The 21,004-nt window shown below is 68.9% G+C and carries 23 protein-coding genes; 9 read left to right on the top strand and 14 right to left on the bottom strand.

Annotation, left to right across the window (positions count from 1 at the left end; genetic code table 11):
- Window positions 1-107: 107 nt before the first annotated feature.
- Both IEZ09_RS27930 and dxr read right to left on the bottom strand, forming a co-directional pair.
- On the bottom strand, window positions 108-1,316 hold the full coding sequence (locus tag IEZ09_RS27930) for a M50 family metallopeptidase (RefSeq protein WP_189256744.1): 1,209 nt from the start codon (window positions 1,314-1,316) through the stop codon (window positions 108-110).
- 7 nt (window positions 1,317-1,323) lie between these two features.
- Window positions 1,324-2,454: a 1-deoxy-D-xylulose-5-phosphate reductoisomerase gene (gene dxr / locus IEZ09_RS27925; protein WP_189256743.1), complete on the bottom strand. Its 1,131-nt coding sequence runs from the start codon at window positions 2,452-2,454 to the stop codon at window positions 1,324-1,326.
- 134 nt (window positions 2,455-2,588) lie between these two features.
- On the opposite strand from dxr, the gene IEZ09_RS27920 reads away from it, so the two are divergent.
- Window positions 2,589-2,855: a GlsB/YeaQ/YmgE family stress response membrane protein gene (locus IEZ09_RS27920; RefSeq protein WP_189256742.1), complete on the top strand. Its 267-nt coding sequence runs from the start codon at window positions 2,589-2,591 to the stop codon at window positions 2,853-2,855.
- Window positions 2,856-2,916: 61 nt separating this feature from the next.
- Here the strand turns inward: IEZ09_RS27920 and IEZ09_RS27915 are convergent, their stop codons facing one another.
- Window positions 2,917-3,567: a response regulator gene (locus IEZ09_RS27915; RefSeq protein ID WP_189256741.1), complete on the bottom strand. Its 651-nt coding sequence runs from the start codon at window positions 3,565-3,567 to the stop codon at window positions 2,917-2,919.
- A complete protein-coding gene (locus IEZ09_RS27910) occupies window positions 3,564-5,165 on the bottom strand; it encodes a sensor histidine kinase (protein WP_189256740.1) in 1,602 nt (533 codons plus the stop codon). The genes IEZ09_RS27915 and IEZ09_RS27910 overlap by 4 nt, the downstream gene beginning before the upstream one ends.
- A gap of 189 nt (window positions 5,166-5,354) precedes the next feature.
- On the opposite strand from IEZ09_RS27910, the gene IEZ09_RS27905 reads away from it, so the two are divergent.
- Complete coding sequence (locus IEZ09_RS27905) at window positions 5,355-5,807, top strand: peptidase inhibitor family I36 protein (protein ID WP_189256739.1); 453 nt, start codon at window positions 5,355-5,357, stop codon at window positions 5,805-5,807.
- Window positions 5,808-5,866: 59 nt separating this feature from the next.
- Here IEZ09_RS27905 and IEZ09_RS27900 read toward each other — a convergent pair whose 3' ends face one another.
- The 3 genes from IEZ09_RS27900 to IEZ09_RS27890 form a co-directional block, all read right to left on the bottom strand.
- The gene (locus IEZ09_RS27900) at window positions 5,867-6,685 is read right to left on the bottom strand and encodes an ArsR/SmtB family transcription factor (RefSeq protein ID WP_189256738.1); all 819 of its coding nucleotides are present in this window, start codon (window positions 6,683-6,685) and stop codon (window positions 5,867-5,869) included.
- 78 nt (window positions 6,686-6,763) lie between these two features.
- A complete protein-coding gene (locus IEZ09_RS27895) occupies window positions 6,764-7,570 on the bottom strand; it encodes an ABC transporter permease (RefSeq protein WP_189256737.1) in 807 nt (268 codons plus the stop codon).
- The gene (locus IEZ09_RS27890) at window positions 7,567-8,406 is read right to left on the bottom strand and encodes an ABC transporter permease (RefSeq protein ID WP_189256736.1); all 840 of its coding nucleotides are present in this window, start codon (window positions 8,404-8,406) and stop codon (window positions 7,567-7,569) included. Before IEZ09_RS27890 ends, IEZ09_RS27895 begins: the two co-directional genes overlap by 4 nt.
- Before the next feature lie 44 nt (window positions 8,407-8,450).
- Between IEZ09_RS27890 and IEZ09_RS27885 the strand changes: the two genes are divergently transcribed.
- Both IEZ09_RS27885 and IEZ09_RS27880 read left to right on the top strand, forming a co-directional pair.
- Window positions 8,451-8,990, top strand: a complete 540-nt coding sequence (locus tag IEZ09_RS27885) for a TetR/AcrR family transcriptional regulator (RefSeq protein WP_189256735.1) — start codon at window positions 8,451-8,453, stop codon at window positions 8,988-8,990.
- The gene (locus tag IEZ09_RS27880; RefSeq protein WP_189256734.1) at window positions 8,965-10,077 is read left to right on the top strand and encodes a cytochrome P450; all 1,113 of its coding nucleotides are present in this window, start codon (window positions 8,965-8,967) and stop codon (window positions 10,075-10,077) included. The genes IEZ09_RS27885 and IEZ09_RS27880 overlap by 26 nt, the downstream gene beginning before the upstream one ends.
- On the opposite strand, the gene IEZ09_RS27875 is transcribed toward IEZ09_RS27880, so the two are convergent.
- Together IEZ09_RS27875 and IEZ09_RS27870 are read right to left on the bottom strand one after the other, a co-directional pair.
- Window positions 10,064-11,200: an ABC transporter substrate-binding protein gene (locus IEZ09_RS27875; RefSeq protein ID WP_189256733.1), complete on the bottom strand. Its 1,137-nt coding sequence runs from the start codon at window positions 11,198-11,200 to the stop codon at window positions 10,064-10,066. The genes IEZ09_RS27880 and IEZ09_RS27875 overlap by 14 nt on opposite strands.
- Entirely contained in the window at window positions 11,193-12,332 is a 1,140-nt protein-coding gene (locus IEZ09_RS27870) for an ABC transporter ATP-binding protein (RefSeq protein WP_189256732.1), read from the bottom strand. Before IEZ09_RS27870 ends, IEZ09_RS27875 begins: the two co-directional genes overlap by 8 nt.
- Window positions 12,333-12,489: 157 nt before the next feature.
- Here IEZ09_RS27870 and IEZ09_RS27865 point away from each other — a divergent pair, with 157 nt between their 5' ends.
- The gene (locus tag IEZ09_RS27865; protein WP_189256731.1) at window positions 12,490-12,747 is read left to right on the top strand and encodes a DUF2631 domain-containing protein; all 258 of its coding nucleotides are present in this window, start codon (window positions 12,490-12,492) and stop codon (window positions 12,745-12,747) included.
- On the opposite strand, the gene IEZ09_RS27860 is transcribed toward IEZ09_RS27865, so the two are convergent.
- The gene (locus IEZ09_RS27860; protein ID WP_189256730.1) at window positions 12,744-13,649 is read right to left on the bottom strand and encodes an NADP-dependent oxidoreductase; all 906 of its coding nucleotides are present in this window, start codon (window positions 13,647-13,649) and stop codon (window positions 12,744-12,746) included. The genes IEZ09_RS27865 and IEZ09_RS27860 overlap by 4 nt on opposite strands.
- Window positions 13,650-13,752: 103 nt before the next feature.
- Here IEZ09_RS27860 and IEZ09_RS27855 point away from each other — a divergent pair, with 103 nt between their 5' ends.
- Window positions 13,753-14,115, top strand: coding sequence for a winged helix-turn-helix transcriptional regulator (locus tag IEZ09_RS27855; protein ID WP_189256754.1), 363 nt, complete (start codon window positions 13,753-13,755; stop codon window positions 14,113-14,115).
- Here IEZ09_RS27855 and IEZ09_RS27850 read toward each other — a convergent pair.
- Together IEZ09_RS27850 and IEZ09_RS27845 are read right to left on the bottom strand one after the other, a co-directional pair.
- Window positions 14,102-15,586 carry a serine/threonine-protein kinase gene (locus IEZ09_RS27850; protein ID WP_229813013.1) on the bottom strand — a complete coding sequence of 495 codons (1,485 nt, stop codon included), beginning with the start codon at window positions 15,584-15,586 and terminating at the stop codon, window positions 14,102-14,104. The two genes, IEZ09_RS27855 and IEZ09_RS27850, sit on opposite strands and share 14 nt — an antisense overlap.
- A complete protein-coding gene (locus IEZ09_RS27845) occupies window positions 15,571-17,157 on the bottom strand; it encodes a serine/threonine-protein kinase (RefSeq protein ID WP_268247652.1) in 1,587 nt (528 codons plus the stop codon). The genes IEZ09_RS27850 and IEZ09_RS27845 overlap by 16 nt, the downstream gene beginning before the upstream one ends.
- Window positions 17,158-17,294: 137 nt before the next feature.
- Between IEZ09_RS27845 and IEZ09_RS27840 the strand changes: the two genes are divergently transcribed.
- A complete protein-coding gene (locus IEZ09_RS27840; protein WP_189256729.1) occupies window positions 17,295-18,485 on the top strand; it encodes an RICIN domain-containing protein in 1,191 nt (396 codons plus the stop codon).
- Here IEZ09_RS27840 and IEZ09_RS27835 read toward each other — a convergent pair.
- Window positions 18,482-18,904: a hypothetical protein gene (locus tag IEZ09_RS27835; protein WP_189256728.1), complete on the bottom strand. Its 423-nt coding sequence runs from the start codon at window positions 18,902-18,904 to the stop codon at window positions 18,482-18,484. The genes IEZ09_RS27840 and IEZ09_RS27835 overlap by 4 nt on opposite strands.
- Before the next feature lie 110 nt (window positions 18,905-19,014).
- Here IEZ09_RS27835 and IEZ09_RS27830 point away from each other — a divergent pair, with 110 nt between their 5' ends.
- Window positions 19,015-19,338, top strand: a complete 324-nt coding sequence (locus IEZ09_RS27830) for a hypothetical protein (RefSeq protein ID WP_189256727.1) — start codon at window positions 19,015-19,017, stop codon at window positions 19,336-19,338.
- Here IEZ09_RS27830 and rlmN read toward each other — a convergent pair.
- The gene (gene rlmN, locus IEZ09_RS27825; RefSeq protein WP_189256726.1) at window positions 19,317-20,423 is read right to left on the bottom strand and encodes a dual-specificity RNA methyltransferase RlmN; all 1,107 of its coding nucleotides are present in this window, start codon (window positions 20,421-20,423) and stop codon (window positions 19,317-19,319) included. The two genes, IEZ09_RS27830 and rlmN, sit on opposite strands and share 22 nt — an antisense overlap.
- Window positions 20,424-20,617: 194 nt before the next feature.
- Here rlmN and IEZ09_RS27820 point away from each other — a divergent pair, with 194 nt between their 5' ends.
- Window positions 20,618-21,004 carry a PadR family transcriptional regulator gene (locus IEZ09_RS27820; RefSeq protein WP_229813012.1) on the top strand — a complete coding sequence of 129 codons (387 nt, stop codon included), beginning with the start codon at window positions 20,618-20,620 and terminating at the stop codon, window positions 21,002-21,004.

Genomic DNA, 21,004 nt, shown 5'->3' with positions numbered 1-21,004 from the left:
ACCATCAGCTGCCTGGTCTTGCGTCGTTCGGACAGCACCGGCGGCGGCAGTGCCGGCATTCCGAGCATCACGCCGTCACTCATGGGTTGTGCACCTTTCCGTGTTCACTACTGCAACCTGATCGGGTTGACGATGTCGGCGGTCACGGTCAGCAGCGTGATGGCGCCGCCGATGAAGATGACCACGTAGGTGAGCGGCAACAGGCGCATGTAGTTGACCGGGGCGCCGGCGGGCTTCCCGCGCAGCTTCCGAATCCAGTCTCGCACCCGTTCGTAGAGGTTGACGGCGATGTGACCACCGTCAAGCGGGAGCAGCGGCAGGAGGTTGAACACACCCACGAAGAAGTTGAGGCCCGCGAGCATCAGGATGAAGAACGCCCAGAGGCCCCGTTCCGCCGCGTCGCCGCCCAGGCGGGAGGCGCCCACCACCGAGATCGGGGTGTCGAGGTCGCGTTCGCCGCCGCCGATGGCCTTGACCACGGCCGGGATGCGCTCCGGGAAGCGCAGGAGGCCCTTCCAGGTGTTCACGAACATCTCGCCGGTGAAGGAGAGGGAGGCGGGGATCGCGTCGATCGGGCCGTAGGTGAAGGCCTGCTGCACGATCACGCCGATCGCGCCCACCTCCTTGACCTGCACGTTCTTGCCGTCGGAGATCTGGCGGGTGACCTTCGGCACGTCGACGGTGAGGGTGAGCTCCTTGCCGTCGCGCAGGACCTTGAACTCGTTCGGGCCGCTCAGGTCGCGGGTGACCTTCTGCATGTCGGTCCACGTCGCGATGGGCTTGCCCGCGATCGAGACGATCTGGTCGCCCGGCTTGAGGCCCGCGTTCTTCGCCGGGGCTGGCGCGCCGGCCGGGCACGGTGCGTCGTAGGGGACCGTGTAGTCCTGCACGCAGTCGGAGACCTGGGCGAGGACCGGCAGGTCCTTGTTGTTCGGCAGGCCCAGCGACATCGCGAGGATCAGCAGGATGATGAAGCCGAGCAGGAAGTGCGTGATGGAGCCCGCCGAGAGGACGACGACGCGCTTCCAGACCTTCTGGCGGTAGAAGGCGCGCGGCTTGTCGTCGGGGTGGACGTCCTCGAGCGCCGTCATGCCGGTGATCTCGCAGAAGCCGCCGGCCGGGATCGCCTTCAGGCCGTACTCGGTCTCGCCCTTGCGGAACGAGAAGAGCTTCGGGCCGAAGCCGATGAAGTAGCGGGTGACCTTCATGCCGAAGGCCTTCGCGGTCAGCAGGTGCCCGAACTCGTGCAGCGCGATCGAGACCGCGATGCCGAACGCGAACAACAGCACCCCGAGGATGTTGATGAGTGTGTTCACGGACCGTTCAGTTCCTTCCAACCAGCTCGCGGGCACGTGCGCGTGCCCAGTCCTCGGCGGCGAGGACCTCCGCGGTGTCCGCGGGGTCGCTCCGCCAGTCGTTCGCCTCGCCGAGAACCTGGCCGATGGTGTCCACGATCGACAGGAACGACGTCTTGCCAGCGACGAAAGCAGCGAGTGCCTCCTCGTTCGCGGCGTTGTAGATCGCGGGTAGACAGCCACCACCGCTACCCGCCTGCCGCGCCAGCTCGACCGCGGGGAACGTGACGTTGTCCAGCGGTTCGAACGTCCACGAGGTGGCGGTGTCAAAGGTACAGGCGGCCGCGGCACCCGCGACGCGCTCCGGCCATCCCAGGCCCAGTGAGATGGGCAGGCGCATGTCCGGCGGCGACGCCTGGGCGAGCGTCGAGCCGTCGGTGAACGTCACCATCGAGTGGATGATCGACTGCGGGTGCACCACGACGTCGACGCGGTCGTACGGCACCCCGAACAGCAGGTGCGCCTCGATCAGTTCGAGGCCCTTGTTCACCAGGTTCGCCGAGTTGATCGTCACGACCTGGCCCATCGACCACGTCGGGTGCGCCATGGCCTGACCGACGGTGACGTCGGCGAGTTCGGCGCGGGTCCTGCCGCGGAACGGCCCGCCGGACGCCGTCAGCACGAGCTTGTGCACCTCGTGCGGCGCGCCACCGCGCAGGCACTGGGCGAGCGCCGAGTGCTCCGAGTCGACCGGCACGATCTGGTCGGGCTTGGCGGCCTTCAGCACGAGCGGCCCGCCCGCGATGAGCGACTCCTTGTTGGCGAGCGCCAGCGTGGCCCCCGTCTCCAGCGCCTTCAGCGACGGCTCGAGCCCGCGCGACCCGTCCATGCCGTTCAGGACCACGTCCGCGGGGCAGGCATCGATCAGGTCGACCATGCTGGTCAGCGTCTTGACGCCGGGCACGTCGGCGCCGTTGGCCACCGCGACCACCGGCACGTCGAACTCTGCTGCCTGCTGCTTCAGCAGGTCCAGCTGACGTCCACCGGCACCGAGCCCGACGACGCGGAAGCGGTCGCGGTTGCGCCGGATGACATCGAGCGCCTGGGTGCCGATGGAGCCGGTCGATCCCAGGATCAGGACAGTGCGTGGAGTACTCATCGCCCCTCATTGTTCCGGAGAGTGCCTGAGAGCCCGGCACAGCCCGCTACTTTGATAACGGAGCGGTTTTCCAGGCGTGAAGTCGCCAGTTCGGGGGCATTCCTTCCACGACAGCGGATGGAAGGAGACTCTCCGTGGGCATCCTGGGATGGATCGTGCTCGGTCTGTTGGCCGGCGCCATCGCCAAGGCCATCATGCCTGGTAACGACCCCGGCGGTTTCATCATCACGATGCTGCTCGGCATCGTGGGTGCGATTCTCGGCGGATTCATCGGATCCGCGCTCTTCGGGACCGATCTCGGGTCGTTCTTCGACCTGAGGACCTGGCTGCTGGCCATCGTCGGTTCGCTGATCCTGCTCGGCATCTACCGCCTGGTAACCGGGCGGCGGAGTCACGCTTAGCCGCATGAGACGTTTGAGGCCGTTCGGGTGTCACCCGGACGGCCTCACGTCGTTCCGCCGTTCAGCTCGCGATGCCCGCGTCCCGTGCCAGCAGCGCCGCCTGCACCCGGTTTGTCAGGCCCAGCTTCGCCAGCAACCGCGACACGTACGTCTTCACCGTCGCCTCGGACATGTGCAGCTTGGCCCCGATGTCCGCGTTCGACATCCCCTGCCCGAGCAGCGCCAGCACCTCGACCTCGCGCTCGGTCAGCCCGGCGACGGCCTTCTGCGCCTCCTGACGCTTCGGCTGCCCGGACGTCGCCACCATGCCCACCACACGTGACGTGACCATCGGCGACAGGTAGGCCTCGCCGTTGTTCACCGCGCACACGGCACGCAGGAGCTCCTCGGGCGCCGAGTCCTTCAGCAGGAACCCGGCGGCGCCGTCGGACAGCGCGCGCACGATGTTCTCGTCCTCGCCGAACGTCGTCAGCATGACGACCCGCACGGACGGTGCGACGACCTTCAGCTCCCGTGCGCACGCCAGGCCGTCCATCCGCGGCATGCGGATGTCGAGCACCGCCACGTCGACGCGGCGTTCGCGCACGATCTGCAGGGCCTCGCGGCCGTCGCCCGCCTCCGCCACCAGTTCGATGTCGTCGGCCGTGCTGAGAATGGCCTTGATGCCCGCCCGCATCAGCGGCTCGTCGTCGGCGATCAGCACCCGGATCATGAACCAGTCCTCTGCACGTGGATCTTCTTCTCGACCAGCTTGCCGTCCCGGAAGCAGAAACGCACCACCCGTGTGCCGTCGTCGCGGTAGGACTGCTCGTCGGTGATGTGGTAGATGCAGCGCGCGCCCGGCGGTTCGGGGGTGGCCTGAGACTTGCGTTCACCGTCGCCCACGAGGGGTTCGTCGCCGGCCGGCAGCAGCGCCATCACCTCGGCCTCTGGCTGTCCTTCCCGGATCCGGTCGAGGTTCTCCTGCGTCACGACCTCCGTCACCGGCTGGGTGCCGAGGACGGTGAAGCCGCCGATGATGACGGTCAGCACGAGCGACGCACCTGCTATCGACCCGATGCCCGCCCACTTGCGGATGCGCCGCCTCGGCTCGACTTCCTCCTGCTCGTCCTCCGGTTCTGGCAGCGCTGTCTCCTCGTACGGCAGCACGGCAGCGATCCGGAAGCCGCCCGACGGCAGCGCCCCCACGTGCAGGATTCCGCCCGCCACGCGCACGCGTTCAGAAAGCCCGATCAGGCCGACGCCCGGTTCACCCGTCGGCGAGCCCGTGCGGGACGGGTTGTTGCGCACCTCCACGACCAGCGCGTCCGGCTCGTACTTCACCGTCACCTGCACGGCGGCGCCCGGCGCGTGCTTGGCGGCGTTGGTCAGGCCCTCCTGCGCCACGCGATAGGCCGCGTGCGACACCCGTGACGGCAACGGATGCGCTTGCCCGCCGCGCACCAGACTGACCAGCACACCGGCCTTGCGCGCGTCGCTCACCAACGAGTCGATGGACTCCACGGTCCGTGTCGCCGGGTCGTCGTCGGGACCGTCCTCGGCCCGCAGCACGCCGATGATCGCCCGGAGTTCCTCCATGCCCGTCAACGCCGCGGAGCGCAGCACCCCGATCGCCTCGCGCTGCTTGTCCCCCAGCGACGGGTCGAGCGCCAGCGCACCGGCGTGCACGGAGATCAGCGACAACCGGTGGCCGAGGCTGTCGTGCATGTCCTGGGCGATGCGGCTGCGTTCCCGCAGGCGCACCTGGCGCGAGAGCATCCTGTGCTCGATCCGCATCCGCGCCTCGCGGTCCTGCATCGCCTGCACCAGCGCCTCGCGTTGCGCCAGGTACCGGCCGACGAGGAACGGCAGCGCCACGCCGACACCGAAGATCGTGATCAGGATGAGCATCCCGTAGACGGGTTCGATGTCGATCGGCCTGGTGTCCCAGTCCCACATCAGCACCACGACGACGAACGTGATCGTGGTCGACACGACCGCCTTGACCCACGACTCGATCCGCCGCCCCGCCGTGTAGCTCAGCACGACCATCAGCGCGGGCCCGAGGAACGGGATCGCCGCCCCGCCGATCATCACGGTCGCCGGCAAGACGTGCCGCAGCGGCAACAGCACCAGGTAGGTCGCGATGAACCCGGCTAGCGCCCAGCCCGACGCCTTGTGCTCGGCCCACGGCCCCGGCCACAGGTCCAGCAGGATCACGGAGACCACGACGATCAGGTCGCCGGTGACCCGCACCGGGGTCAGCGCCTTGAACCGGGCCAGGGTGTCGGCGTACAGCGCCTCCGCCCTGGTCCGCACAGCAGTAATCACGCTCTCAAGCTACGAGACGTCCCACGTCCGCGCGGCACGCTGGAGTATCGGATCCGCGCGACGAAAGTTGACGCCCCGGTCGATCCCCGGTCGCGTGGAAGCGTTTCGACGAGGTTCTAAGGACCCTCCCGGCGCCTGCCGCTCTCGGAATACTTCGCCTCCCGCACATCAAATCTCTCAGGGGGAGATATGAGAAAAGCGTTGTGTGTGCTGTTCGCCGCGGCTTTGGCGATGGTGGCGTTCCTGGGCAGCTCGTCCGCGGCGAGCCCGAGCCAGACCGTGATCGACGTGTCGGTGCCTGCGACGACGCAGGACGTCTCGGCGCTGGCCCTGTCCTGTCCCGGTGGCAGCCTGTGCGTGTGGCCCGTCGCCGACGGCAGCAGCAGCCGCTGCCGGTGGTCGAGTGCCGACCCCGACTGGCAGGGTGGCGACGTCAGGTGTTCGTGGTCGGGTTCCCGTGCCGTGCAGGCGTCCTACAACAACGGCACCAGCGCGTCCTACGCCGGGGTGTGCATGTACCCGGCGGCGAACTACGGGGGCAACACCGCCTACTACCTCAACCAGGGCCAGGCGGCGTCCGGGTTCCCCGGCGTGAGGATCCGTTCCCACAAGTGGGTGCGGACCTACGCGGGATGTTTCTGACGAACTGACGGCGAGGGCCACCCGGCGGTGTCCGAAATGGACGGCCGCCGCGGTGGCCCTCACCGGTCCGCGGCCAGCACCCGCAGTCCCAGCGGGGTGATGAGGTGCCGGGCGAAGTTCTCCTCGCGTTCGGTGGCGATGAGACCCGCCTCCCGCAGCACCCCGGTGTGGTGGCTCACCGTGGCGGGGGCGACGCCCACCAGCTTCGCCAGCCGGGTGGTGGTGCTCCCGCCGACCACGGACCGCAGGATCGACGCCCTCGTGGAGCCCAGCAGCGCGGTCACGTGATCACCACCTGGGCGCCCGCCCGCCAGCAGCCGGCACTCGGTCCGGATCGGGTACGCCAGTTGCGGATCCGCCTGCACCACCTGGTGGTGCAGGGCGAAGTAGCACGGCACCAGCACGAGCCCCCGTCCGTCGAGGTGCACGTCCCTGCGGTGCGGGTGGTCGACGGACAGCACGGGCGGATCCCACCGCGTGGCGGGCCCGAGCACCTCCAGCAGTCCTTCCGGACCGCAGTGCAGGTACCGCTGGATCTTGGCCGCCACCTCGGTGCGCACCCCGTCCTCGATCACCGGAAGGTGCGGCTCGATCACGGACCTGAAGTAGACGCGCAGAGCCCGGTGCAGCCGCTGCGGCGGCGACGGCAGGACCGCGTGCGGCGCCAGTTTCGCCATGGTGCGCAACGCCATCCGCAGATCCACGTCCCGGGCAGCGAGTTCACGCACACGGCGACGCCACGGACCAAAAGCCAGGTCGTCGTTTCCGCAGTGCAGGATCTGGGCGCTGCCGACGATCTCCCACAGCAGGTCTGTCTCCAGCTTCATCCGCGTGCGCGCGAGGTCCCGATCGGTGAAGTGGATGTGCAACTTCGGCACGTCTTCCCCCAAGAGCTGCCGGTGTCACCACCCGAGAAGTCGTCCCCGCACAGGCGGAGATACAGCCCTGGCACGAAGTTAGGCCAGCTGCGCGACAGATCCGGCCTTACGCGCGCGCCACGACGCGATCACCACACCGATGATCAGCAGCAACGCCGTCGCCGCCACCATCAACGTCGACAGCGCCACGATCTCCGGTGAGATTCCCCGCTTCGAGGCCTGCGCGTAGACGAACACCGGCAACGTCGTGGAGCCGACACCCGTGAGGTACGAGGAGATCACCACGTCGTCGAACGACAGCAGGAACGCGAACGCCGCGCCCGCCACCACCGCGGGAGCCACCAACGGCAAGGTGACGGTTCGGAAAGCGACGAAGGGCGAAGCTCCGAGATCCGCCGCGGCCTCCTCCATCCGAACGTCCATTCCGGACACCCGTGACCGCACCACGACGACCACGAAGCTCAGCGAGAACGCCACGTGCGCGAACAGCAACGCGCCGAACCCGAGTGGAATCCCCGCGATCTTCACGAAGAACCCCAGCATCGCCACACCCATGACGACCTCGGGCACGACCAGCGGCAGCGACAGCAGCACGGTCCACAGCCCGCGACCGGGGAACGCCCGCCGCAGCCCGAACGCCGCCAGCGTCCCGATCACCGTCGAGATCGCCGCGGACGCCAGCGCCAGTTGCAGGGTCAGCCGCAACGAGTCCAGCACGCGCGTGTCGCCGGCCAGCTCGGCGTACCACTGCGTCGACAGACCGCTGATCCGGCTGAGGGACCGCGACGAGTTGAACGACGCGATCGCGAGCCACGCGATCGGCGCGTACAGGAACAGGAACACCAGCGCGGCAACGGCTCCGAGCGCCCACGGACGACGGTTCACAGCACGTCCTCCCCACGCCGCCCGCGCAGGATCAGCACGAGCACCACCAGCACGAGCAGCAGCACGGCCATCGCCGAGCCCAGCGGCCAGTTGTTGCCGCCGCGGAACTGGTCGTCGATCACCGACCCGAACGTCGACTGGTCGACACCGCCGAGCAGCTTCGGCGTCACGAAGTCACCGGCCGCGGGCACCAGCACCAGCAACGACCCGGCCAGCACACCCGTGAACACCCCGGGCAGCACGACGCGGAAGAACGTCGACGCGCGCCCGTGGCCGAGGTCGTAGGACGCCTCCACGAGCCGGAAGTCGAACCGCTCGCACGCCACGTACAGCGGCAGCACCATGAACGGCAGGAAGCCGTAGGTGAGCCCCAGGACCACCGCGCCGTGCGTGAGCAGGAACCCGCCGTCGCGGTCCAGCCCCACCCAGCCGAGCACGGTGTTGACCAGGCCCTCGCCGTCCAGCAGCGCCTTCCACGCGTAGATCCGGGCGAGATAGCTCGACCAGAACGGGATCAGCACCGCCGCGAGCAGCACGGTCCGGAACCGGCCGCCGTGCCGCGCGATGAACCACGCCAGCGGGAAGCCCAGCAGCAGGCAGGCGACGGTCGTCGCCACCGCGTAGACCAGCGTCCGCCCGAAGATCGGCAGGAACGCCGGGTCGAGCGCCGTCAGGTAGGCCTGCGTCGTCCACGGCAGCACCGCGCGGGCGACACCGGTGTCCCGCGTGGCGAAGCTGAACTGGACGACGATCGCCAGCGGCGCGATCAGGAAAATCCCCAGCCACAGCCCGGTGGGCGTGAGCAGGGCGTTGGCCTTCAGCCAGCGTCGGGACACGAACGCACATCATGCCAGCTGAACATTCGTGTACCGTTGTGAACATGAGTGTTCACCTCCTGCAGACGGCGACATCGGTGCTGCTCAAGGACCCGACGGCGTCGCTCGGCGACGTGGCGAAGGCGGCCGGTGTCGGCAGGACCACACTCCACAAGCGCTTCCCGACCAGGGCGGACCTGATCCACGCGCTCGCCACCGAGGCCCTCGACCTGGTCGACGAGGCCATCTCCGGCGTCGACCTCGACACCGACGACGCGATCGAGCAGCTCGTCGAGAAGCTCGTGCCGCTCGGCCCGCGCGTCGAGTTCCTGCTGCGGTTCCCGAACCTGCAGGACGACGAACGGCTCAGCGTGCGCCTCACGACCATGGACCAGCCGGTGATCGACCTGATCTCCCGGTTGCAGGGCACGCGGCTGCGTGCCGACCTGCCCGCGTGGTGGATCGCCCAGATCCTCTACGCCGGCGTCTACAGCGCCTGGGAGGGGATCGCCGCCGGACGACTGGCGCCGCTCGACGCTCCCCGGCTGGTGCTCACGACTTTCTACCTGGGGGTGCGCGATGCTGGAGCAACTGACCGGCAGTGAAGATCCACATCCGATCTACGAGCAGGTACGTGCGCGTGGCCCGTTGGTCAGGGACAACGGCGTCTGGGTGACAGCGGACCACGCGATGTGCAACAAGATCCTCCGCGACCGCCGGTTCGGTGTCCGGTACACCGACGGCACCTATCCGGGCATGAGCGGCCTGTTGCCGGAGTCGTTCCTGGAGACCGACCCGCCCGACCACACCCGGCTGCGCAGGCTCGCCGCGCCCGCGTTCAGCCCGAAGAAGATCGACGAGTACCGGACGCGCGTCGAGAAGGTCGCGGAGTCGTTGCTGCACGACGACGAGTTCGACCTGATCGCCGACTTCGCGGCACCGCTGCCGATCGCGGTGATCAGCGAACTCCTCGGGATCCCCGACTCCGACACCGGTGACTTCGCGGACTACGGCCGGCTGATCGCCGCGTCGTTCGACCAGCCGATGACACCGGAGATGCACCTCGCCGCCGAGAAGGTGGGAGCGTTGTTCGAGCGGCTCATCGCGGAACGGCGCGCACGACCGGGCGACGACGTGATCAGCTCACTGGTCGCCGCGGAGGCCGAACGGAAGCTGACCGCGAAAGAACTGATGGGCACGCTCGTGCTGCTGCTGATCGCCGGGTTCGAGACCACGGTCAACCTGATCGGCAACGGCGTGCGCGCGCTGCTCGACCACCCCGCGCAATGGGCGCTCTTCAAGGCGAATCCCGACATGGCGCCCGACGTCGTCGAGGAGGTGCTGCGCTGGGCGCCGCCGGTGCACCTGACCAACCGCATCGCCCACGAGCAGGTCGATCTCGTCGGAGCGGACCAGGAGATCACCCTGCTCCTCGGCGCGGCGAACCGCGACCCGCGGGTCTTCCCCGAACCGCACCGCTTCGACGTGCTGCGGGTGCAGCAGCCGGAGCACCTCGCGTTCTCCAGCGGCGTCCACTACTGCCTGGGCGCGACGCTGGCGCGGATGGAGGGTGACGTGGCGTTTCGCGCGTTGGCGCGGAAGATGCCGGACCTGCGCCAGGCGGGTCCGGCGACGTTCCGCGACTCGGTGGTGATCCGCGGGCTGAGGAGTTTCCCGGTCAGCCGGTCTTGACCTTCGTCCAGGCGTCGGCGTACCTCGCCTCGACGTCGCCGCCCAGGTCCTTGGTGAACGGGAGCTTCTTCAGCTGGTCCTCCGACGGGTAGACGAGCGGGTCGTTCAGCAGCTCCTTGTCGATCAACGGCTTGGCGGCGGCGTTGGGGCTGCCGTACCGCACGGCGTTGGACAGCGCCGCACCCGTCTCCGCGCCGAGGACGTAGTCGATGAACCTGTGCGCGTTCTCGGCGTGCGGCGCGTCCTTCGGGATGACCAGGAGGTCCACGTAGGACAGTCCGCCCTCGGCCGGGATGGCGTAACCGACGTCGGAGTTGGCCGCACGGGCCTGGAACGCGTCACCGGAGTACGCCTGGGCGAGCCGCACCTGGCCCGAGGTCAGCGGCTCGATCACGTCGGAGGTGATCTGCCCGAGCTTCTTCTTCAACGACAGCAGGAAGTTCGCCGCGTCGTCGATCTGCTTGGCATCCGTGGTGTTCGGGTCGTGTCCGAGCTTGAGCAGGCCGAGCGCCATGCCGTCGCGGGCCTCGTCGAGGATCGAGCTGCGGCCCTGGGCGTTCGGCAGGTCGTAGGCGGAGAACCCGGTGACCTCGCCGCCGATCTGCGACTTCGAGAACGCGAGCCCCGTCGTGCCCCACGCCCACGGCACCGAGTACTTGTTGCCGGCGTCGTAGTCGGCCTCGACGAACCGCTTCTCCAGGTTTTTGAGGTTCGGCAGCAGCGAGTGGTCCAGCGGCTGCAGCAGGCCGGAACGCAGGAAGCGGCGCAGGAAGTTGTCGCTCGGCACGACCAGGTCGTAGCCCGCCTGGCCGGAAGCGATCTTGGCTTCCATCTCGTCGTTGGTCGAGAAGTTGTCGTACGTGACCTCGATGCCGGTCGCGGTCTTGAAGCCGGGCAACGTCTCCGGCGCGATGTAGTCGGTCCAGTTGTAGAAGTTGAGCTTCGGCTCGTTCTTCAGGTTCGTGGCCTTCGCGGCGGACGTCGGGCCGCTCGACGTGGGCGCCTGACCGACACCGCAGGCGGCCAGCGCGAAGAACGTCATCGAGCCCAGCATCGTGCGCCGGGTCACCCTCGGGGAGTCGGCGTCCCACAGGCGGGCGATCCGGACTTTCCTGTCAGTCATCAGCCTTCTCCAACAGCACGGTGAACTCGGGGTCCCACGCCATCCGCACCGGCTGGCCCGGCGCGCCCGCGTCGTCGATGCGCTGGGCGTTCTGCACGAACGCCACCAGCTCGCCACCTGGGGTATCCACGACGTACTGGGTCGACACGCCCGTGTAGACGACGTCGTGCACAACGCCCCGCAGCACGCACCAGCCCGTGGGCGGCTCGGCGGTCTCGTTGAAGAGGTGCACCTTCTCCGGGCGCACGGTCGCGGAGACCTTTTGGCCGTGGCTGACGCTGCCGGAGAACTTCGCGCGCAGGTTCGTGGCACCAGGGGCGGTCAGCGCGACGAACTCACCGTCCACACCGGACACCTCGGCGTCGAGGATGTTGGACGTGCCGATGAACCCGGCGACGAACCTCGTCGCGGGGCGCTCGTAGACGTCCTCGGGGTAGCCGACCTGTTCGATCTTGCCCGCGTTCATCACGGCGATGCGGTGGGAGAGGACCAGCGCTTCTTCCTGGTCGTGCGTGACGTACAGGAACGTTGTGCCGACCTCGCGCTGGATGCGCATCAGCTCGATCTGCAGCTCCTTGCGGAGCTTGGCGTCGAGGGCGCCCAGCGGCTCGTCGAGCAGGAGCAGCTGCGGTCCGGCGGCGAGCGCACGGGCGATGGCGACGCGCTGCTGCTGACCGCCCGACAGCTGTGCGGGCCTGCGCTTCGCGAACTGGGAGAGCCGCACCAGTTCGAGGTGCTCGCCGACGCGCTTCTTCAGCTCCTCGCCGCGGATCTTCTTGCGCTTGAGGCCGTAGGCAACGTTGTCCCACACCGACATGTGCGGGAACAGCGCGTACGACTGGAAGACGGTGTTGACGTCCCGCCGGTACGGAGGGACGCCCACCATGTCGTTGCCGTCGAGCTCGATGCGGCCCTCGTCGGGGTCGACGAACCCGGCGATCATGCGCAGGATCGTCGTCTTGCCGCAGCCGGACGGGCCGAGCACCGAGAAGAACTCGCCCTCGTGGACGTTCAGCGAGACGCCGTCGACCGCCACCTGGTCGGAGAAGCTCTTGCGCACCCCGTGCAGACCGATCTCGACGGGGGCGAACGTGTCCGGGGTGGGGGCCTCAGCGGGAGAGAAGCCGGTCAAGTCGAGGCGCCTTCGAAAGATCGGATGAGTGTGGCCGCGCTGAGCCTAGACGCCGCACGACCTCGCCGGTAAGTCGTGCGCGCGCGACCTCACACATCCGTGCTCACTCACATGTGCGACGATGACCTCGTAATCCGGATGAGCAGTGGAGGAAACCGTGGCTTCGTCCTCGGAACTGGACAAGCGTCCTGCCGTCGACCCTCACGAGGAGCCGTCGCACGAGTGGGGCTGGCACGGCACGCTGCCCAAGGGCACCCGCATCGCCGGCTGGCTGTCCGCGATCTTCGTGTTCCTCATGCTGATCGGCAACCACCACGGCAACACGGAGAACATCTACCTCGTCGCCACCGGTGTGGTGATCATCGCGCTGCTGGTGTGGGACGCCGCCCGTCGCAAGACGTCCTGGCGCCGCTAGAGCGTTTCGAGCACGATCTTGCCCTGGGTGCGGCCCGTCTCGCCCAGGGCATGTGCTTTTCCGGCGTCTTCCAGCTGGAACGTCGCGTCGACGTGGACCCGCAGGTCGCCGGACTCGACCAGCGCGGTGATCGCCTCCAGTCCCGCGCGGTCGGGCTCGACCAGGATCGGGCTGGTCCTGATGTCGTCGCGGATCGCGCTGTCCACTCCGGACGGCACGCCGACGAACAGGCCACCGGTGCGCAGTGACGCCGGTGACGCGCCACCGACCAGGTCGACGAGCACGTGGACGTCGTCGCCCTCGTAGCCGCCCTTCGTGTAGTCGATCACCTCGTCGGCGCCGAGGTCCTTCAGGAACGCGTGCTTGGGCTCACGCGCGGTGCCGATCACGTGCGCACCGAGGGCCTTGGCGATCTGCACCGCGAGGTGGCCGACACCACCCGCCGCGGCCGTGATCAGCACCTTCTGCCCCGGCTGGACGTCGGCCGTGTCCTTCAGGATCTGCCACGCGGTGAGCCCGGCCAGCGGCAGAGCGGCCGCCTCGACGTGGCTGAGGCCCTTCGGCTTCCTCGCGAAGTGGCGGGACGGTGCCGTGACGTACTCGGCGTAGGCGCTCGCGGCGTGCGGGAAGCGCGGCATGCCGTAGACCTCGTCGCCGGGCTTGAGCGTCGTCACACCGAAGCCCACCTCCTCGACGACACCGGAGACGTCCCAGCCGAGGACGAGCGGGAAGGTCTGCAGACCGGCCATGCCCGCGCCGGCGCGGGTCTTCCAGTCGACCGGATTGACGCCCGCCGCGTGCACCCTGACCAGCACCTCCGTCGGCAACGGGGTGGGCTTGGGCACGTCGGTGAGGGTGAGGACTTCCTGGCCGCCGAACTCGTTCTGGGTGATCGCTCGCATGCGCACCATCCTGGGAGAGCTGGTCCCTGGTGGCAATTAGGCACTAGTTTGTGCACTAGGTACCTGATAGAAACTAGGTGTGATCAGGGACGTTTACCGGAAGATGTGCCCGTGCCGCGACCTGCTGGACATGGTCGCGTCGAAGTGGACGGCGCTGGCGATCGGTGCGCTGGAAGAGGGGCCGAAGCGGTTCGGCGAGCTGAAGCGCCGGTTGGAGGGCATCAGCCAGAAGATGCTCACCCAGACGTTGCGCACGTTGGAGCGCGACGGGCTCGTGACGCGCACGGTCTACCCCTCGGTGCCGTTGCGTGTCGAGTACGAGCTGACGGAGCTCGGCCGGAGCGTCACCGAGCCCCTGGCCGCGCTGCGGTCGTGGGCGCAGCAGAACTACGAGTCGGTCGCCGAGGCGCGGGAGACGTTCGACAACGCCGAGCCGCTGGGACTGGAGCCCGCTACGGCCCGGTGAGGACCCAGCCGAGCTGGAACTCGCGCACCTCGTTCTCGCAGGCCGCGTCGAGCGCGTCGAAGTGCCGGCCCATCTGGTCGCGTGCGCACCGGTAGAGCGGGATGACCTCACCCTGCGCCGGCTTCCTCGTGAAGATGTGCCCGAGCGTGCCGTGCCGCGGATTGCCCTCGCAGGCGGGGTCGGTCGAGGTGAAGTAGTCACCGGAGCCGTTGCCGTTCTGGCACGCGAAGAGCGGCCGGGTGCCGTCCTCCGGCTCCGCCGCGATCCAGCCCGCCGGGCCGTCCAGCGAGGTGAACTGGGGCGGGCGGGTCACGTTCGGAGAGGTCGTGAAGTACCACTTGCCGTCGTTCCACCTGGCCAGCTCCAGCGTCTTGCGCTTGGGCTTCGGCTGCTGTGCTTGCGGTGGGGCGGTCTTCGACGTGCTGGTCTGGCTCGGCGGAGCCGTGCTGGAAGTGCTGGACGACGCAGGCGCCGAGCTGGTCGTGACCTGGCTGGACGGCGTTGCCGTGGTCGTGACCGTGGCCGTGCTCTGCTGAGCGGCAGGGGTCACGGGCTGGTCGTCCGGTCGCACCACCAGGAACGCGACGAGCGCGATCACCGCGACGGCTGCCACGGCGGCGCCTGCGATGAGGCCGGTCCTGCGCTTGGGCACGTCCCGCGTGACGAGGGTCGTGACGGGATCGATGACGACGGTGCGCTCGGAGGGCGAACCGAGCTGCGCGCGCACCTGGGCGGCGGTGAGGCGCTGGGCCGGGTTCTGGTGCAGCAGTCCCGTGATCACGTTCGCGAGCGGACCTCGCGCCCGCCTGATCACCGGCTCCTCGTACATGATCGCGTGCATCGTCGCGGCGGTCGTCTCGCGCTGGAACGGCGAGTGGCCCTCGATCGCGTGGAACAGGGTGGCGCCCAACGCCCACAGGTCGCTCGCGGGTGACGGCGGCTGCCCCGCGAACAGTTCCGGAGCCATGTAGCCGGGCGAGCCCATGATGCCGCCGGTGGCCGTGAGACCGGGATCGTCCATCGCGCGGGCGATGCCGAAGTCGGTGAGCTTCACCGTGCCGTCCGCCGCGACCATGATGTTGCTGGGCTTGACGTCCCGGTGCACGATGCCCGCCGCATGAGCCGCTTCGAGCGCGTTGAGCGTCTGCAGACCGATGCTCGCGACCTCGTCCTCGGTGAACGTCCTGCGCGCCATGAGGTCGGTCAGCGTCGGCGCCTCGACCAGCTCCATCACGATGTACGTGACGCCGTTGTCGGTGATCACGTCGTGGATCGCGACGACGTTCGGGCTGTTCAGCCGACCGGCGGTGCGGGCCTCGCTGAGCACGCGCTCGGCCTCGGTCGTCCGCAGCTCCTTCAGCGCCACCCTGCGTCCGATGACCTGGTCCTCGGCGAGCCAGACCACACCCATGCCACCGCGGCCGAGCTCGCGGACGGTGCGGTACCGGCCGGCGATCACGCGACGACCCACCCGTGCAGGAACTCCCTGGTGTACTGGGAGCCCTCGCAGTTCTCGACCACCGAGTCGAAGTGGTGGCCGCCCGCGTTGCAGCGGTACAGCGGCAGCACGTTCACGCCCGCGGGCTTCGCGGTGAAGACGTAGCCGAGCGGGTTGGCGTCGTAGACGATCTGGCCTTCGCAGTTGGACGACGACGAGGTCATCCGGTCCTCGGAGTTGTTGATCTTGCAGCTGTACAGCGGCTTCGTGTTCGGCTCGGGGTTCGCGAGCAGCTTGCCGAGGCCGCCGGTGTTCTCCACGGTGAAGCCCGAGGGAACCGGCACGCGCGAAGTGCCGCTGTAGTGCCAGCCGCCACCGTTGCGGTAGCGGGAAAACGGGAGCGTCTCGCGCGACGGCTTCGGCTGCGTGGTGGTCGGCTGCGGCTGGCCGGGCTGTGTGGGCTGCCCCTGGGTGGGCTTCTGGCCGTTGGCCTGGCTGCTGCTCGGCGCGGCACTGCTGCTGCTCGGCGCGGCGCTGCTGCTGGACGGAGCGCTGGAGGCCGTGCTGCTGGTCTGCGACGTCGGTGACTCGCTGGAGCCCAGCCTCTGCTGCGCCGACGCCGTGCCCGGCGTCTCCGGCTTGATCAGGAAGACGGCGGCCAGCGCGATCACGACGACCGCGGCCGCGGCACCGGCGAAGACACCGATCTTCTTGCGGGACTTGGGCTTCTCGTCGTCCCACTCCTCACGCGTGACGGCCTGCGGCGCGACGTACGTCGTGACGGGCTCGATGACGACGGTCTGCTCGGACTGCGGTGTGACCACCCTGGTGCGATCAGCGAGCCGTTCCCGCAGCTGGGGACCGGTGAGTCGCTTCGTGTCGTCGTGGGTGAGCAGCCCCATGATCGTGGCGGCGAGCGGTCCGGTGGTGCGCTGCAGCACCGGCTCCTCGTACATGATCGCGTGCATCGTGGCCGCGGTCGTGTCGCGCTGGAACGGTGCGCGGCCCTCGACGGCGTGGAACATGGTGGCGCCCAACGCCCACAGGTCGCTCGCGGGCGAGGGAGGCTTGCCGGAGAACAGTTCCGGCGCCATGTAGCCGGGCGAGCCCATGATGCCGCCGGTCGCGGTGAGGCCGGGGTCGTCCATCGCACGGGCGATGCCGAAGTCGGCGAGCTTCACGCGTCCGTCGGGCAGCACCATGATGTTGCTGGGCTTGACGTCCCGATGCACGATGCCCGCAGCGTGGGCCGCCTCCAGAGCGCTGAGCGTCTGCAGGCCGATGTCCGCGACCTCGTCCTCGGTGAGGGACCTGCGGGTCATGACCTCGGACAGCGTGGGCGCCTCGACGAGCTCCATGACCAGGTACGTGACGCCGTGCTCGACGATGACGTCGTAGAGACCGACGACGTTCGGGCTGTTCAGGCGCCCGGCCGTGCGTGCTTCGCGCAGCACGCGCTCGGTCTCGGTGGTGCGCAGCTCCTTGAGCGCGACCCGGCGTCCGATGACCCGGTCCTCGGCCAGCCAGACGACCCCCATGCCGCCCCGGCCGAGCTCCCTGATCGTCGCGTATCTGCCCGCGACCAGCCTCGTCGGTTCCCCCACGTCGCGGCATGGTAGCCGCCCGGTCGGACCGCCCGGTTTTCTGTCCGGTTCTGTCCGCTGACAGTGTGTGCCGCCTTCGCTACCGTTGCTATTGGTCTAGACCGCTTCCCTGCACTTCGTCACGAAGGCGGTCAGTCATGCCTCTCGGTGTCCTGCTAGTGGCGTTGTCCCTGCTCAGCCCTGTAGTGGACGACCTGCCGGACGAGTTCCGGCAACCTTCTCCCGCCATGTCGATCCAGTCCGTCGTGTGCGACGGCGACGGCGTGAGCGGCAAGCGCGTCCAGGCGGTCTACGTGCGCGGCGACCAGTCCGCGGACCGCTACCCCCAGCTCGTCGGCCAGTTCCAGACCTTCGCCGACCAGATCGACAACGCGTTCGTGGAGGCCGCCGCACGCCTGGGCGGCGGCGTCCGGCACGTCCGCTTCGTGACCAACTCGGCGTGCCGCGCGACCGTCGACAACGTTGTCGTCCCGCAATCCGTCATGTCCTCCCCCTCGGCCATCGCCGACCAGCTCGCCGCACGGGGCTACAACCGCACCGACCGCAAGTACCTCTTCTGGCACGACTCGGGCGGCTGCGGCGTGGCGTGGGGCGCACCGGGCGACGACCGCCCCGGCGCCGACAACGGCTACAACTCCGGCCCCTCCTACGCCGCCGTCGGCACGGGCTGCTGGACGTGGCAGGCCAGCGCCCACGAACTCCTGCACACCCTCGGCGCCGTGCAACGCTCGGCCCCGCACTCGACTCTCCACGGTCACTGCTGGGACGACCAGGACATCATGTGTTACGACGACGGCGGCATCCCCTCACCGCCGGGCGGCCTGGTGAACGTGTGCCCCGGCGCCCCCGAGAACCAGCTCGACTGCGGTGGCGACGACTACTTCCACACGAATCCGCCCGCGGGCTCCTACCTGGCAACGCACTGGAACGTCGCGCGCAGCCAGTACCTCGTGGCGTCCGGCGGCGCCATCGTGGGCATCGGTGGCAAGTGCGTCGACGTCAGCAACTCCGGCACCGCCGACGGAACGGCCGTCCAGCTGTGGACCTGCAACTCGACAGCCGCCCAGCAGTGGTCACGTGTCGGCGACACGTTGCGCGCCTTGGGAAAGTGCCTGGACGTCAACGGCTCCGGCACCGCTGACGGAACCGTCGTGCAACTGTGGACCTGCAACTCGACCGGCGCCCAGGTGTGGTCGCGCGTCGGGGTGACACTGCGCAATCCTCAGTCCGGCAAGTGCCTCGACGCGTCCGGCGGCTCGTCGGCCAACGGCACAAGGCTGGTCATCTGGACGTGCACGGGCGGCGCGAACCAGAGCTGGCAGCTTTAGACGCACACCCAGCAGTAGAGACGCTCGCCGCGCTCGACCGCCTCCGCGGCAAGCGCGGCGAGTTCGTCCAAGATCCCGCGCAGGTCCTCGACCTCGAACCCGCGCAGCTCCTCGATCCCGGCCCAGCGCACCGCCACGTCCCCGAGGTCGGCCCCGGCGAGCCCGTCCCGCAGCCCGTCGGTGACCGTGAGCACCAGCAGCTCCCCGCCGTGCTCGACCGCAAGGTCCTTGCCACACCGCGGATCCCCGACCACGTCGCCGTAAGCGCGTCCGGTGAGCAACTCCTCGAGCTTCCCCATCACCACGACGGGATCAAGCCACTTGGTCTCCACCGTCCGGAACCCCACGGGCCCACTGCTGATCACCTTGGCCGCCGCCTCGTCGGACGGCGCCGCGAAGTAGTCGTACCTGACGCCCATGTGCGGCCCCCTCACCCGTACGCCCGATGCTCGTCGCAGTAGACCACGGCGTGCCGCCTGCCGCCCCCGGCACCAGGAAATCCCGATGACAGCGCACCCGGGCTGGGTCCGTGAGCCGGAGGAAGACGCCCCAGGAGAAGAAGCGGCTGAGCTGTACCAAGGACCACAGGAACGTCTACGGCGAAAACGACAAAGCGTCGCGGAAGAACCTCCCGCGCAAGCGCGCTCGGGTACACCGCGCGAATCGACACCGAGCACATCAGATCCTGTTCGGCGCCACGGTTTCCACCGACACGGCGACGGCCGACGCGGTCGAACAGAAGCTGTCCGGCCTACGTCCACGCACGTTCCGCAAATCGCCCGACCTCGCACTCGGCGACTACGTGCAGTGGAAGCTCGCCAGGCGCGCCGTTCAGCCCTCAGCCGCGAGCTGACCGCAGGCCGCCGCGATCTCCTGCCCCCGCGTGTCCCGCACGGTGCACTCCACACCCTGCTCCCGCACCCGCCGCACGAACTCCCGCTCCACCGGCTTGGGCGACGCATCCCACTTCGACCCCGGCGTCGGGTTCAGCGGAATCAGGTTCACGTGCACCAGCTGCCCGAGGTGCTTGCGCAGCTTCTTCCCCAGCAGATCGGCACGCCAGGGCTGGTCGTTGATGTCACGGATCAACGCGTACTCGATCGACACCCGCCGCCCGGTCTGGTCCGCGTACCCGCGCGCTGCCTCCAGCACCTCGGAGACCTTCCACCGCGTGTTGACCGGCACCAGCGTGTCGCGCAGCTCGTCGTCCGGCGTGTGCAGTGACACCGCCAGCCGTACCTGCAGCTTCTCCTCGGTCAGCTTCCGGATCGCCGGCACGAGACCGACGGTCGACACCGTGACCGTGCGCTGCGAGATGCCCAGGCCGTCCGGCGCCGGTGCGGTGATGCGGTGGACGGCCTCGATCACGCGCTTGTAGTTCGCGAGCGGCTCGCCCATGCCCATGAAGACGATGTTGGAGAGCCGGCCGGGACCGCCGGGCAGCTCGCCGTCGCGCATCGCCGCCGCACCGAGCCGCACCTGGTCCACGATCTCCGCGGTCGACAGGTTGCGCTGCAGGCCGCCCTGGCCGGTCGCGCAGAACGGGCACGCCATGCCGCAGCCGGCCTGCGACGAGATGCACAGCGTCGCGCGGTCCGGGTAGCGCATCAGCACGGACTCGATGAGCGTGCCGTCGTGGGCCCGCAACAGCGTCTTCGAGGTGGTCCCCTCGTCACACGTGACCTTGCGCACGACCGTGAAAAGCGGCGGCATCAGGTCGGCGACGAGCTTCTCGCGCGAGGCGGCCGGGATGTCGGTCATCTCGGCCGGGTCGACGGTCAGGCGGCCGAAGTAGTGGTTCGACAGCTGCTTGGCGCGGAACGGCTTTTCACCAAGGGCCGCAACGGCTTCGGCACGTTCGGCTGGCGACAGGTCGACGAGGTGGCGCGGCGGCAGGCCGCGCTTGGGCGCGTCGAAGACAAGGGGGAGCGAGGTCATAGCACATCCAGTGTCCCACGAACTCAAAACCAACAAGACCGTTGCATCGCGATAGATTCCGATATATCGTTAGCAACATGATGATGAGACCACACCACAGAGAGCACCACCACAGGCATCGCCACGGGCCCTTCGGGGGCGGTGGCAGGGGCGGCCGCCAGAGGCGCGGCAACGTCCGGGCGGCGGTTCTGTCCTTGCTGGCAGAACGGCCGATGCACGGCTACGAGATCATTCAGGAGATCGCCAGGCGCACCGGCGGCGGCTGGAGCCCGAGCCCCGGCTCGGTCTACCCGACGCTGCAGATGCTCGCCGACGAAGGCCTCATCTCCGCGGAGGAGGAAGGAGGCAAGAAGTTGTTCACGCTCACCGATCACGGCAGGACGGAGCACACGGCCCCGCCCTGGCGCGACATCAACATCCAGCTCGACCCGGTCGACGGCGAACTGCGCACCGCGATCCGGCTGCTGGGCAGCGCGATGGAGCAGATCTCCCACGCGGGCACGCCCGAGCAGAAGGCCCGCGCCGTCGAGCTCTACAACGAGCTGCGGCGCAAGCTCTACGCCATCCTCGCCGAGGAGTGA

Source organism: Lentzea flava, from assembly GCF_014648475.1.
Lineage (GTDB): Bacteria > Actinomycetota > Actinomycetes > Mycobacteriales > Pseudonocardiaceae > Lentzea > Lentzea flava.
The sequence above is the reverse complement of the archived record's forward strand: the minus strand, read 5'-3'. Positions and strand labels throughout refer to the sequence as shown.